The organism is Clostridium coskatii (assembly GCF_001675205.1).
GTDB classification, from domain to species: domain Bacteria; phylum Bacillota; class Clostridia; order Clostridiales; family Clostridiaceae; genus Clostridium_B; species Clostridium_B ljungdahlii.
Genome location: NZ_LROR01000018.1, coordinates 69,489 through 83,245 on the forward strand (window position 1 = coordinate 69,489; position 13,757 = coordinate 83,245).

17 protein-coding genes are annotated in these 13,757 nt (G+C 32.5%); all 17 read left to right on the forward strand.

Annotated features, from left to right (window positions below):
- Nucleotides 1–2 precede the first annotated feature (2 nt).
- The 17 genes from CLCOS_RS00850 to CLCOS_RS00930 all read left to right on the forward strand — a co-directional run bounded on the left by CLCOS_RS00850 (nucleotide 3) and on the right by CLCOS_RS00930 (nucleotide 13,564).
- Nucleotides 3–725, forward strand: coding sequence for a ZIP family metal transporter (locus CLCOS_RS00850; protein WP_063601743.1), 723 nt, complete (start codon nucleotides 3–5; stop codon nucleotides 723–725).
- A gap of 114 nt (nucleotides 726–839) precedes the next feature.
- A complete protein-coding gene (locus CLCOS_RS00855) occupies nucleotides 840–1,892 on the forward strand; it encodes an L-threonylcarbamoyladenylate synthase (RefSeq protein ID WP_063601744.1) in 1,053 nt (350 codons plus the stop codon).
- A gap of 52 nt (nucleotides 1,893–1,944) precedes the next feature.
- Nucleotides 1,945–2,403: a low molecular weight protein arginine phosphatase gene (locus tag CLCOS_RS00860; protein WP_063601745.1), complete on the forward strand. Its 459-nt coding sequence runs from the start codon at nucleotides 1,945–1,947 to the stop codon at nucleotides 2,401–2,403.
- A gap of 101 nt (nucleotides 2,404–2,504) precedes the next feature.
- Nucleotides 2,505–2,954, forward strand: coding sequence for a ribose 5-phosphate isomerase B (rpiB, locus tag CLCOS_RS00865; RefSeq protein ID WP_063601746.1), 450 nt, complete (start codon nucleotides 2,505–2,507; stop codon nucleotides 2,952–2,954).
- A 79-nt stretch (nucleotides 2,955–3,033) separates the two neighbouring features.
- Complete coding sequence (gene upp, locus CLCOS_RS00870; RefSeq protein ID WP_063601747.1) at nucleotides 3,034–3,663, forward strand: uracil phosphoribosyltransferase; 630 nt, start codon at nucleotides 3,034–3,036, stop codon at nucleotides 3,661–3,663.
- A 144-nt stretch (nucleotides 3,664–3,807) separates the two neighbouring features.
- Complete coding sequence (locus CLCOS_RS00875; RefSeq protein WP_063601748.1) at nucleotides 3,808–4,218, forward strand: deoxycytidylate deaminase; 411 nt, start codon at nucleotides 3,808–3,810, stop codon at nucleotides 4,216–4,218.
- A 49-nt stretch (nucleotides 4,219–4,267) separates the two neighbouring features.
- Nucleotides 4,268–5,296, forward strand: coding sequence for an MraY family glycosyltransferase (locus CLCOS_RS00880; RefSeq protein ID WP_063601749.1), 1,029 nt, complete (start codon nucleotides 4,268–4,270; stop codon nucleotides 5,294–5,296).
- A gap of 17 nt (nucleotides 5,297–5,313) precedes the next feature.
- Entirely contained in the window at nucleotides 5,314–6,468 is a 1,155-nt protein-coding gene (wecB, locus tag CLCOS_RS00885) for a non-hydrolyzing UDP-N-acetylglucosamine 2-epimerase (protein ID WP_063601750.1), read from the forward strand.
- 382 nt (nucleotides 6,469–6,850) lie between these two features.
- On the forward strand, nucleotides 6,851–7,213 hold the full coding sequence (locus tag CLCOS_RS00890) for an ATP synthase subunit I (protein WP_063601751.1): 363 nt from the start codon (nucleotides 6,851–6,853) through the stop codon (nucleotides 7,211–7,213).
- Nucleotides 7,214–7,241: 28 nt separating this feature from the next.
- Nucleotides 7,242–7,925, forward strand: coding sequence for a F0F1 ATP synthase subunit A (locus CLCOS_RS00895; protein WP_023162552.1), 684 nt, complete (start codon nucleotides 7,242–7,244; stop codon nucleotides 7,923–7,925).
- Between the two features lie 42 nt (nucleotides 7,926–7,967).
- Nucleotides 7,968–8,213, forward strand: a complete 246-nt coding sequence (gene atpE, locus CLCOS_RS00900; protein ID WP_013236928.1) for an ATP synthase F0 subunit C — start codon at nucleotides 7,968–7,970, stop codon at nucleotides 8,211–8,213.
- A 58-nt stretch (nucleotides 8,214–8,271) separates the two neighbouring features.
- Entirely contained in the window at nucleotides 8,272–8,751 is a 480-nt protein-coding gene (locus CLCOS_RS00905) for a F0F1 ATP synthase subunit B (RefSeq protein ID WP_013236929.1), read from the forward strand.
- 2 nt (nucleotides 8,752–8,753) lie between these two features.
- Nucleotides 8,754–9,299, forward strand: coding sequence for a F0F1 ATP synthase subunit delta (locus tag CLCOS_RS00910; RefSeq protein ID WP_063601752.1), 546 nt, complete (start codon nucleotides 8,754–8,756; stop codon nucleotides 9,297–9,299).
- 4 nt (nucleotides 9,300–9,303) lie between these two features.
- A complete protein-coding gene (atpA, locus tag CLCOS_RS00915; RefSeq protein WP_063601753.1) occupies nucleotides 9,304–10,818 on the forward strand; it encodes a F0F1 ATP synthase subunit alpha in 1,515 nt (504 codons plus the stop codon).
- Between the two features lie 22 nt (nucleotides 10,819–10,840).
- Nucleotides 10,841–11,692, forward strand: coding sequence for an ATP synthase F1 subunit gamma (gene atpG, locus CLCOS_RS00920; protein ID WP_063601754.1), 852 nt, complete (start codon nucleotides 10,841–10,843; stop codon nucleotides 11,690–11,692).
- A gap of 12 nt (nucleotides 11,693–11,704) precedes the next feature.
- Nucleotides 11,705–13,099 carry a F0F1 ATP synthase subunit beta gene (atpD, locus tag CLCOS_RS00925; protein ID WP_063601755.1) on the forward strand — a complete coding sequence of 465 codons (1,395 nt, stop codon included), beginning with the start codon at nucleotides 11,705–11,707 and terminating at the stop codon, nucleotides 13,097–13,099.
- 66 nt (nucleotides 13,100–13,165) lie between these two features.
- Nucleotides 13,166–13,564 carry a F0F1 ATP synthase subunit epsilon gene (locus tag CLCOS_RS00930; RefSeq protein WP_063601756.1) on the forward strand — a complete coding sequence of 133 codons (399 nt, stop codon included), beginning with the start codon at nucleotides 13,166–13,168 and terminating at the stop codon, nucleotides 13,562–13,564.
- Nucleotides 13,565–13,757: the final 193 nt, after the last annotated feature.

The window sequence follows — 13,757 nt, forward strand, 5'->3', positions numbered from 1 at the left end:
TTTTGAATGCAAATATAACTTGTATAGTTATAATAGGAAGCATAGTGTCACTTGTAGGAACAATGATAGGGGCTTCCCTTGGCGTAATAGTGAGAGAACCCTCTAATAAGCTACTAGGTGCTATAATAGGATTTGCAGGTGGAATTATGCTGTCTGTAGTAGTATTTGACTTAATTCCTGAATCTATGAATAAATGGAACTTTGTTTTTACTATAATATTTGTAGTTTTAGGAGCTGGTCTTATTGCCATAATTGATTCTAAGGTAGACATAGGCAGCACCAATAAACATCTAAAAATTGCATTTATGGCTTCTTTGGGACTTATGATTCACAATTTTCCGGAAGGCATAATAATGGGATGTGGGTTTGCAGCAGGAGGAACTCTTGGAATAAAGATGAGCCTCATAATTGCAATTCATGATATACCAGAGGGAATTGCTGTATCAGCACCACTTATGGCATCTAAGGTGAAAATTTCAAGGATACTTTTATATGCTTTCATTACAGCTTTTCCGACTGCCATAGGAACTTTTGTAGGTGTTTACATAGCTAATATTTCTAAAAATGTATTGGGAGCGTGTTTATCTGCTGCATCTGGAATAATGCTGTATGTGGTATGTGGAGAGATGATACCAGAATCCTCAAAACTATGGGACGGTATTACGAGTACACTTGGAACTTTATGTGGAATTGTTTTAGGGCTTGTAATAGTGCAGGTGTTTTAAATTCATATAATTTAAAATATGAATTATTGTTTTTAGGTATTTGAAAGAGAATAACAAGTCAAAGATGCGACGGATATTTTTTGAAAATGCCTTAATGTAAAGGTGGAATGTTAGATGAACACAAAAGTGAAAATCGTAGATAAAGAAAACTTAGATAAGGGTATTGTTGAAGAAGCAGGAAAAGTCATAAAAGATGGTGGACTTGTGGCTTTCCCTACCGAAACTGTATATGGTCTTGGAGCAAATGCCCTCAATCCTGTTGCAGTAAAGAAAATATTTGAAGCTAAGGGAAGACCGCAGGATAATCCTTTGATTGTACATATATCTGATATAGAAGATATAAAAGAGCTGGTAGTTGATGTCCCTGAAATAGCTAAGAAGCTTATGAAGAAATTTTGGCCAGGTCCTATGACTATAATTCTTCCTAAATCACAAATCATACCAGATATCACCAGTGCATCTCTTCCAAGTATAGGAATTAGAATGCCATCTAATATAATAGCTAGAGAGCTAATAAGAACATCAAAAGTTCCAATTGCTGCACCTTCTGCAAATATATCTGGAAGACCTAGTCCTACGGATGTAGAAAGATGTATAGAAGATTTAAATGGGAAAGTTGATTTTATATTAGGCGGGGATATGTGTGAAGTTGGAGTAGAATCAACAATAATAGATTGTACTGTAACTCCTGCTTGTGTGCTTAGACCCGGAGGAATAACTCTAGAGGCATTAAAAGAGATAGATGATAATATATATATTGATCCTGCAGTAATGAAAAAGCCAGATAAAAATTTAAGACCTAAAGCTCCAGGAATGAAGTATAGGCACTATGCTCCAAAGGCACCCCTAAAAATAGTTAAGGGAGATTTAAAAAAAACTATTGAAAAAGTTAACGAAATGGTGCAAAATTATATAGGTGAAAATAAAGTGGTAGGTATACTTGCTACAGATGAAACAAAAGATTTTTATAAAAATGGGTTAGTAATATCACTGGGAAGTAGAAATAATATGATTAGTGTATCTAAAAATTTATTTGAGACATTAAGAAGTTTTGATGACAAAAATGTAGATATTATAATAGCTGAAGCTTTTGATGAAAATGGAATAGGGACAGCTGTGATGAATAGATTAAATAAATCTGCTGGATTTGATATTATAATGGTGTAATTTTTAAAATGTGAAAGTTTAAACGCAGGATTTTTAGGAGGCTTTTTAATCTATGAAAAATATATTATTTGTTTGTACAGGTAATACCTGTAGAAGTTGTATGGCAGAGGCAATATTTAATTATTTGTGTGATATAGAACATATAAAAGCTATTTCAGCAGGAGTTGCAGTAGTAGAGGACAGCGTAACTTCTAAAAATTCTGCAGTGGTAGTCAAACAAAACATTAACTTGGATATAAGCAGCAGGAAAGCCGTTCAGATAAATGAAGATATGATAAGAAAATCAATGCTTGTTTTAACTATGACAGGTTATATAAGAGATATCATAAAGAAGGGTTTTCCTGAATTTAAGAATAGGATATATACTTTAAATGAATTTGTTTCTTTAGATCAGGATATAACAGATCCTTTTGGAAAAGATATAGAAGAGTACAGATATACTTATAAACAATTAAAAAATAGTATTTTATTATTAATTAACAAATTAAAGGAAGATAGAGACATTAATTAGATGTTAGTATCTTCTTTTTTTGCGGAATTGCCTTTGAAAAATTGATTTAACTTAATAATATATGTCTTAAATAAAATATTATAACTTTGGAGGTATTTTTTATGAAAGTTGCTTTAGGCAGTGACCATGCTGGATTCCCTTTAAAAAAAGAAGTGATGGAGCACTTACAGGATAAGAATATAGAATTCAAAGATTTTGGAACTTTTTCAGAATCCTCCTGTGATTATCCTGATTATGCATTAAAAGTTGGAGAAGAGGTTGCAAGCAAGAATTATGACTTTGGGATACTTATATGTGGAACAGGTATTGGTATAAGTATAGCTGCAAACAAGATACCTGGTGTAAGGGCAGCGCTTTGTAGTGACACTTTCAGTGCTCATGCGTGTAGAGAACATAATAATGCTAATATACTAACTATGGGACAGAGAGTTGTGGGGGTAGGACTTGCTATTGATATAGTTGATACTTTTCTATCTGCTAAATTTCAAGGAGACAGGCACCAAAGAAGGATAGATAAAATTACAGAAATAGAGAAAAAATATAGTAAATAAATGAATATTATATAATTAAAATTGATATAAGGCATTTTCTTTCAAATGCCTTATGAAATGAAAAATAGGAGGAATACATATGAGTAAAGTAACACAAATAACACATCCACTTATACTGCACAAATTAGCTTTAATAAGGGATAAGCATACAGGATCTAAGGATTTTAGAGAACTTGTAGAAGAGGTAGCCATGCTTATGGCATATGAAGTTACCAGAAATCTTCAAACAGAGGATGTAGAAATAGAGACCCCTATATGTAAAACAACTTGTAAAATGCTTTCAGGTAAAAAAGTCGCTATAATACCTATACTAAGAGCAGGTCTTGGAATGGTAGGAGGAATGATAAAACTTATTCCTGCAGCAAAAGTAGGACATATAGGATTATATAGAGATGAAGCTACATTAAAGCCAGTAGAATATTTCTGCAAGTTGCCACAGGATATAGGAGAAAGAGAAGTAATTGTTACAGATCCAATGCTTGCTACAGGAGGATCTGCATCCGATGCAATAACTATATTGAAGAAAAAAGGTGCTAAGAATATAAGACTTATGTGTTTAATAGCTGCACCAGAGGGAATAAAAACAGTAACAGAAATTCATCCAGATGTAGATGTATACATAGCATCAATTGATGAAAAATTAAATGAAAATGGATATATAGTACCAGGACTTGGAGATGCTGGAGACAGGTTATACGGAACAAAATAATACCACTAAGTGTAGGAGTGAGTTCACTTATAATTTAAGTGAACTCTTTACTTTAGAATTAAAACCTTTGTGGATTGTTTTAAAACTTTGATTAATAGTTTATAATATAGGTTGTAATAATTATATATCAAGGAGATACTTATTATGAGAAAAGATTGGGATAATTATTTTATAGACATCGCATTTAAAGTTGCGGAAAGAAGCACATGTCCTAGGCTGCATGTAGGGGCAGTCCTTGTTAAAAACAGAAGGATAAAGGGAACTGGATATAATGGAAGTCCCAGAGGATTAGAGCATTGTGAGGATGCAGGGTGTTACATGAAGAATAATCATTGTGTAAGAACAATTCATGCAGAAGTAAACTGTCTACTAGAGGTAGCTCCTGATGATAGAGAAAGTTCAACGTTATATGTTACCCATATGCCTTGTCCCGAATGTCAAAAATTAATAATTACCTGTGGAATTAAAAGAGTTGTATATTGTGAGGAGTATACTCCAGAAATTAATTGGTTTGAAAAAACATCGAAAATCGAATTAATATGCATAAAGAGATGATAATAACAGAATGTGTAGAAAACATAAGATGTGATTAAGGAAGGTTATTATGAATAATTTGTATTTATTTGCAATAGTTTCAATAATATTTTCAGTTATACTTACACCCTTCATTAAAAAGCTCGCCATTAAACTAGATATTATGGATGTGCCTAAGGATAATAGAAGAATACATAATAAGCCTATACCACTTATAGGTGGATTGGCCATATACTTTTCGTTTATAATTACTCTGTTTTTGAAAACGGGTAAACTTACAGAATCTGAAACGGGACTTATACTAGGAGCTACTATTATAGTAATAGGAGGGCTTTTAGATGATAAGTTTGATATAAAGCCTTGGTGTAAACTATTGTTTCAATTAGCAGCAGCAGGGGTTTTGATAATTTATGGGATAAAAATAGAAATAATTACAAATCCGTTTGATGGAGCATACCAGTTTATAAATATAGGAGTAATATCCATTCCTCTAACTATAATATGGGTAATTGGAATTACTAATGCACTCAATTTAATTGATGGTCTAGATGGGTTGGCAGCAGGTATTGCATTTATATCTTCTATAACTATTTTTATTATAGCATTGTTGAATAATAGATATGAGGCAGCGGTGCTTACTAGTATATTATCTGGAGCTATACTTGGATTTTTACCTTACAATTTTAACCCAGCATCTATATTTATGGGAGATACTGGGGCACAGTTGCTTGGCTTTTTACTTGCAGCTATATCTATAGAGGGTGCAATAAAATCTGCTGCAGCTTTTTCTGTAGCTGTACCTATTTTAGCACTTGGAATACCAATATATGATACTTTATTTGCAATGATAAGAAGAAAAATAAATGGAAGACCTATTATGCAAGCAGATAGAGGCCATTTGCATCATAGACTTCTTGATATGGGGCTTACACAAAAACAGGTTGTTATGATAATGTATAGCATAAGTGCAGTATTAGGAAGTATTTCTATAATAGCCATGGAGATAAATGCACAAAGATCATACTTCCTTCTAATAATAGTTATGGTTATTTTGGTTCTTATGGCCTGGAAGGCTGGATTTTTTAAACATAGAGAGTAAAAAAGGAGGTTTTTAATATGAACAAAATTAAATGTGTTACTATATTTGGCACAAGACCAGAAGCAATAAAAATGGCTCCTTTAGTTAAGGAACTTGAGAAGAGAAAAGAAATAGATAATAAAATATGTGTTACTGCTCAACATAGGGAGATGCTTGATCAGGTTTTACAGCTTTTTAATATTGTTCCCGATTTTGATTTAAATATAATGAAAACTAAACAGACATTGACAGGTATAACTAATAGAGTACTTCAGGGACTTGAGGAAATATTTGAAGATGAAAAACCTGATTTAGTACTTGTTCATGGAGATACGACTACTACTTTTGCAGGAGCATTAGCTGCTTTCTATAAAAAAATAAAGGTTGGGCATGTAGAAGCAGGACTTAGAACTTACGATAAGTATTTTCCATTTCCAGAAGAAATGAATAGAAAGCTTACAGGTGCTATAGCTGATCTTCATTTTGCACCGACTGCTGGATCAAGGTCCAATTTATTAAAAGAAGGTGTGTCTGAAAATCAAATATTTGTAACTGGAAATACAGTAATTGATGCTATGAGGGTTACAGTAGAGAAGAATTATAAATTTAGCAATGATGAATTAAATACCATAGATTATGATAATAAAAAAGTTATAATGGTAACTGCTCATAGGCGAGAAAATTGGGGAAAGGGTATCGAGAATATTTGTAATGCATTAAAAAGGATTATAGATGAAAATAAAGATACAGAAATTGTTTATCTGGTACACTTGAATCCTGTAGTAAAGGATATGGTATATAAAATACTTGGAAATGTTTCTAGAGTTCATTTGTTGCCTCCACTAGATACTAAGGAAACACACAATTTAATGAATAAATGTTTTATGGTTATGACTGATTCTGGTGGACTTCAGGAGGAAGCACCCCATCTTGGAAAACCTGTATTGGTGCTTAGAAATGTGACTGAAAGACCAGAGGCTGTAGAGGCAGGCACAGTAAGACTCGTGGGAACGGATGAAGAAAAAATAATAAAGTTAGCAAATGAGCTTATAAGAAATCCTAAGGAATATGATGTAATGAGTAAAGCTATAAATCCTTATGGAGATGGCAAGGCAGCTTATAGAATAACAGAAGCTATTTTACAATACTTTAATTTAGCAAAAGGTACATATAGTGAGTTTAAATCAAATTAAAAAGTTATAATTTTGAATTTCCATTCTTTTTAAGGAAAATTAGTATACATTTTATCATAATTATGCAGACAATATAGTAATATATGATGTTAAAATATCAATATATGGTTAAAAAACTGTATATTTTTTCCCATTTTAATTATTTGTACTATAATATTACACTGAGTGTATTGTATATTTAAAAAATATTTGGTACAATTAGTTAGTTAAATAAATTCTAAATTATAAATTATCGGAATCCTTATTAAGGAAATACATAGATTTAAGGAGAAATAATAAAAAGGTGTAATATAAACTGGCTAAAGTTGAGTAATTAAGACTTTTAGGTTGTATCTTTTTATATATTTAAGGTATATAATCTTAGTTATATAGGGGGAACTTGATGAATAAACATATTCTGGACATGGTAAAGAAAGTATCTGTAATTAATTTATTATTTGGTATGATTTTGGCCTGTTTAGCACAGCTTTTTTTTAAAAGTTATGGATTATTTATATTATTAGGTGTTTCCATAGCAATATTTAATTTTTTTATAAATACCATTGTAGGTGCCCTCATATCAGAAAGATTTAGAAATTCATCAGCATCTTTGTATATAATAAGTTTTATTATACGAGTTGTAATGGCAGCAGGAATAGGATATTGGGTATTTATATGCAGTAAATACAATGTAGTTGCTTATTTAATTGGCTATACATCCCATTTATTAGGGATATATATATATTCACTTATTGAAAATAATTAACAATAAATTTAGGAAAGGATGTGATGAAGTGGAGGCTTTTTCACCATTGTTTTTAATACATCTGGGAGCATTTCAAATTCCAATAACTTCCAGTGTCATTGTACAATGGGCCATTATTATAATTTTAGCTATATTGGCAAAATTTTTTACATCTAGTATGAAGAAAATACCGGATAAAAAACAAAGTGTTATTGAAATTATTGTTGAAGCAGTAAGAAATTTAGTTACTGAAAACATGGGAAAAGAGTATGTATCATTTATACCATATGTAGGAACGCTTGCCATATACATTTTAGTAATGAACATTGCTCCAGTGATGATAGGAGTAAGGGCACCAACGGAAGATCTAAGTGTTGCAGTTGGATTGGCATTAATAACTTTTGTATTAGTCCAATTTAATTCAATTAAAAAAAATGGTTTAGTGCGTTATTTTGGAGCATATACTAAGCCAGTAGTACCACTATTGCCAATTAATATTATAGAAAGGCTAGTTCTTCCAGTTTCCCTAAGTCTACGACTTTTTGGTAATTTGACAGCAGGAGCTGTAATTATCGGTATGGTATATAAAGGATTAGGTAGTATGGCATGGTTTTCTCAATTGTTAATACCAATTCCTTTACACGCTTTCTTTGATTTATTTGATGGTTCAATCCAAATGATAGTATTTGTTATGTTAACAATAATGAATATAAAAGTTATAGCTGAAGACTAATAATAGTTACTTTTTAATACTTATTTAAGGAGGTTTTTTATTATGAATTTAGATGCACATTCATTTATATCAGGTATGGCAGCAATAGGTGCAGGTTTAGCTGCTATAGGATGTTTAGGAGGAGGTATTGGAGTTGGAAATGCTGCTGGTAAGGCAGTTGAAGGAGTATCAAGACAGCCAGAAGCAAGTGGTAAAATACTAAGTACATTCTTTGTAAGTGCAGCTTTATCAGAGGTAACAGCTATTTACTCTCTATTAATAGCTCTTATTTTAGTATTTAAAGTTTGATCTAATGTATACCTCACTAATTTACATATACATTTAGAGGGGAGGATTGGAATTTAATATGCAAATTGATTGGACTACAGTCGTTATAACAATAATAAATTTTATCATATTGTATTTCATTCTGAAGCATTTCTTTTTTAAACCTGTCAATAACACTATTACAAATAGGCAGCAAGAAATTGACAATAAAATAAGAACTGCTGATGAAAATGAAAAGAAGTCTAAACAATTAGTAACTCAACATCAAGAGTTGTTAAAGAATTCAAAACAAGAAGGAAAAGCTATTGTTGAAGACTATAAAAATAAAGCTGATAAAGTTTCCGAAAACATAGTAAATGATGCCCAGAAAGAAGCTCAACTAATATTAGATAGGGCAAAAGTTGAAGCTGAAAGAGAAAGAGAAAAAGCAAAAGACGATATAAAAAATCAAGTGGTAGATTTAGCACTTTTAGTATCATCAAAAGCTTTAGAGGGATCTATTAATGAGCAGCAGCATAGGAAACTTATTGAGGACTTTATAGCTAAGGTAGGTATTTAACTATGCATGAGTATTTAGATAGAAGATATGCCCTTGCACTCTATAAAATTGGAGAAGAAAAAGGAAAAGTTAAAGAATACCTAGAAGAATTAAGGCAGGTTGTAGCCGCTATAAAAGGTAATTCTAAATTTCTGGAAATCATGGAACATCCAGAAGTAAGTACATCAGAGAAGAAAAAGATGTTTACTGAAATCTTTAAAGATAAGGTGAATGAAGACATACTTTCATTCTTATTAGTTCTTATAGAGAAAGATAGAATTAATGAAATTGATGGAAAACTTAGGGAAATGGAAAATATATATCTTGAGAGTAATAATACTGTTAAGGCAAAAGTAAAAACAGTTGTTGCTCTGAATGATGATGAGAGAAACACTTTAATTGAAAAGCTAGAAAAGAAATTTAATAAGAAAGTTTTGATTGAAGAAGAAATAGATCCTAGTATAATAGGTGGGGTTTATGTTGAGGTAAATAATGAAGTTATTGATGGTAGTATAAGGTCAAAGCTTTCTGAAATGAAAAAAATAATGCTTAAGGGAGAACAGAGGTGAGCCTATGAACATAAAACCTGAAGAAATAACTTCAATTATAAAAGATGAAATACAGAAATATGAAAAGAAAATAGAAACAGTTGATTCAGGTACAATAATTCAAATCGGTGATGGTATTGCTAGAGTTTATGGCCTTAATCAATGTATGGCAAATGAACTCTTAGAGTTTCCAAATGATGTTTATGGTATGGCTTTAAACCTTGAACAGGATAATGTAGGTTGTGTTCTTTTGGGTTCCCAGAAGGGAATAAAAGAAGGAGATACAGTTAAGAGAACAGGTAGAGTTGTAGAAGTACCAGTAGGTGAAGCTATTGTTGGAAGAGTTGTAAATTCACTTGGACAGCCTATTGATGGAAAAGGTCCTATAAAGACATCAGAAACTAGGCCTGTAGATCTTGTAGCTCCAGGAGTTATAACAAGACAGTCAGTTAAACAACCACTGCAAACCGGGTTAAAGGCTATAGATTCAATGATACCAATTGGAAAAGGGCAAAGGGAATTAATAATAGGAGACAGACAAACAGGTAAGACTGCTATTGCCATGGATACTATAATAAATCAAAAAGGAAAAGATGTAATATGCATATATGTAGCTATAGGTCAGAAACAGTCTACTGTAGCTCATATAGTAAATGACTTAACAGAAGCAGGTGCTATGGACTATAGCATAATAGTATCTGCTTCAGCATCTGATTCAGCACCACTTCAGTATATTGCTCCTTATGCAGGATGTTCCATGGGTGAATATTTTATGAATAAGGGAAAAGATGTACTTATAGTGTATGATGACTTATCTAAGCATGCGGTTGCCTATAGAGAAATGTCATTATTACTCCGTAGACCACCAGGAAGAGAAGCATATCCTGGAGATGTATTCTATCTGCATTCAAGATTACTTGAAAGGGCTGCAAAACTTTCCGATAAGTTAGGTGGAGGATCACTTACAGCACTTCCTATAATAGAAACTATGGCAGGAGATGTTACTGCATATATACCAACAAATGTTATTTCTATAACAGATGGTCAGATATTCCTTGAATCAGAGCTTTTCTATGCAGGACAAAGACCAGCTATAAATGCAGGTATATCCGTATCCAGAGTTGGTGGTAATGCACAAATTAAAGCGATGAAGCAGGTAGCAGGTACACTCAGATTGGATTTAGCCCAGTATAGAGAACTTGCATCGTTTGCTCAATTTGGATCAGATCTTGATAAAGAATCTATGAAGAGACTTGAAAAAGGTAAGAGATTAACAGAAATATTGAAACAACCTCAATACAAACCAATGCCTGTAGAAAATCAGGTAATGATACTGTTTGCAGCTGGTAGAGAGCTTATAATGGATGTACCAGTTGAAAAAGTTGTAGAGTTTGAGGGAGAATTCCTCGACTATATGAATACTCATCATAAAGAAATAGGTGAGGAAATAAGAGATAAAAAAATTATATCCGATGAATTAAGCGATAAACTTGGAAATGCTATAGAGGAATTCAAAAAAATATTTTTAGCAGAGGCATAGTTTCTTCTGCGGGAGGTGAAATATGGCAGGGGCAGGACTTGTTACAATAAAAAGAAGAATTAGATCAATAACCAGTACTCAAAAAATAACAAATGCCATGGGACTCATTGCCACCTCTAAACTTAGAAAAGTTAGAAAAAAGCTTGAGGCAAATAATAAATATTGTGAACTATTTAGTTCCCTTATGAATGAATTTGTTTTAGGAGCAGAGGGAAGAAATATTTATATACATGGTAATAAAAGCAATAAGAAACTCTACATAGCTTTAAATTCAGATACAGGATTATGCGGAGGCTTTAATGGCAGTGTAGTAAATGAAGCAGATGCTGCAATGTCAAAAAATAAAGAAAATTGTCTTTTAATATCTGTGGGACAAAAAGGAAGAACGTATTTTAAAAGGCTTAATTATAGTACAGAAGCAGAATACGTAGATATTTCAGATGTTCCCACTATAAATGAAGCAGATACCATAGTATATAAGGCTCTAGACCTTTATAGAAGTGGCGAGGTTGGAGAAGTTAATATAGTATATACTAAGTTTATTTCAACAGTTAGACAAAAAGTAGTTGTTGAAAAATTACTTCCATTGGAAGCTGATAAAAAAGAAAAAACAAATTATCTTGTTAAATTTGAACCATCAATAGATGAAATGATGGATGAAGTAGTACTTTTACACTTAAAGCAAAAAGTACTTAACTGTATGATAAATTCAAAAGTAAGTGAGCAGGCTTCCAGAATGACAGCAATGGATGGGGCAACTAAAAATGCAAATGATTTACTGGATAAATTGAATCTTAAATACAATAGAGAGAGACAATCTGCTATTACACAGGAAATAACTGAAATAGTTGGAGGAGCAGAAGCTCTTAAGTAAGGAGGGACATTGATGCCAAATATAGGCAAAGTTGTTCAGGTTATAGGACCTGTAGTAGATATAAAGTTTGATACAGAAAACCTTCCTAATATATATAATGCCATAGATATAAAATCAGGTGATAAAAAAATTATTACAGAAGTTGCACAACATTTGGGCGATGATGTAGTAAGAACTATATCCATGGAGAGTACAGATGGATTAATGAGAGGTATGGATGCAGAAGATACAGGATCTCCTATATCTGTACCTGTAGGTGAGCCAGTTTTAGGAAGACTTTTTAATATGCTAGGACAGCCAATTGATGAAAATGGAGAAGTAAAGGCAGAACAATACTATCCTATTCATAGACCGGCACCAAGTTTTGAAGATCAATCTGTTAAGCCTGAAATGTTTGAAACTGGTATTAAAGTTATAGATCTTCTTGCACCATACCAAAGAGGCGGAAAGATAGGACTGTTTGGTGGAGCTGGTGTTGGTAAAACAGTTCTTATACAGGAACTTATAAATAATATAGCAAAAGAACATGGTGGATTATCAGTATTTACAGGTGTTGGAGAAAGAACAAGAGAAGGAAATGACCTATATTATGAAATGCAGGAATCAGGAGTTATAAAGAAGACTGCTTTGGTATTTGGTCAGATGAATGAGCCACCTGGAGCAAGAATGAGAGTTGCACTTACAGGACTTACTATGGCAGAATATTTTAGAGATAAGGGTCAGGATGTACTTTTATTTATAGATAATATATTCAGATTTACTCAGGCAGGATCTGAAGTTTCAGCGTTACTTGGTAGAATACCTAGTGCCGTTGGTTACCAGCCAACTCTTGCAACTGAAATGGGTGCTCTTCAAGAAAGAATAACATCCACAAAACAGGGGTCTATTACATCTGTTCAGGCAGTATATGTTCCAGCAGATGACTTGACTGACCCGGCACCATCTACAACATTTACGCATCTTGATGCAACTACAGTTCTTTCTAGATCTATATCAGAAATCGGTATATATCCTGCTGTTGATCCACTTGCTTCCACTTCAAGAATATTGGATCCAAGGATTGTAGGAGAGGATCATTATAAAATAGCATCAGATGTTAAACATATACTTGAAAGGTATAGTGAACTTCAAGATATTATAGCAATACTTGGTGTAGATGAACTTTCAGAAGATGATAGATTAGTAGTTATTAGAGCTAGAAGAATTCAAAGATTTTTATCACAACCCTTCTCTGTTGCAGAACAATTTACAGGATATCAGGGTAAATATGTTCCAATAAAGGAGACTATAAGAGGTTTTAAAGAAATTCTTGAAGGTAAATATGATGATTTGCCAGAAACTGCTTTCTTATTTAAAGGAAGTATAGATGAAGTGGTTGAAGCAGCTAAAAATATGGGAAAAAATTAAAGTGATTTATTAAGCAAAATTGGTTTGAGAGAATTTTGTTTAATGTAAATTTTAAAGGAGATTAATATGTCAGAAGTTTTAAAATTAACTATCCTTACTCCCGATAGAGAATTCTATGAAGGAGAAGTAGTAGAAGTAATAACGGAAAGTATTCAGGGCGACATAGCAATTCTTCCAGACCATATGCCTTTAGTTACCACTTTAAAACCTGCAAATACCGAAATCGTTCAAAAAGATGGCAAAAAATTAAAGGCATTTACATCAACCGGAGTACTGGAAGTAATAAATAATGAGCTAAAAATTTTATGTGATTCTTGTGAATGGCCAGATGAAATAGACATAGATAGAGCAAAAGCTGCTAAAGATAGAGCTGAAAAAAGATTATCTAGTCAGAAAGACGGAGTCGATGTAAAAAGAGCAGAAATGGCATTGGCTAGGGCACTGGCGAGAATTAATCTGAAATAATGGAGCTTTTGATAATTTGCTGTATTTTAATTCAAGATAAAAAAGCACTACCTAAAATCATTAAAATGAGGTGACCCCTAAAAGTTAGACTTTATTAGCGAGACAGTTTCGGCTGCCTCGCTAATTTATGCAGCCAAGAGGCTGAGTCTGTATTCAACAGGACTCATCCATCCTAGTTTCTCTTTGATTCTAC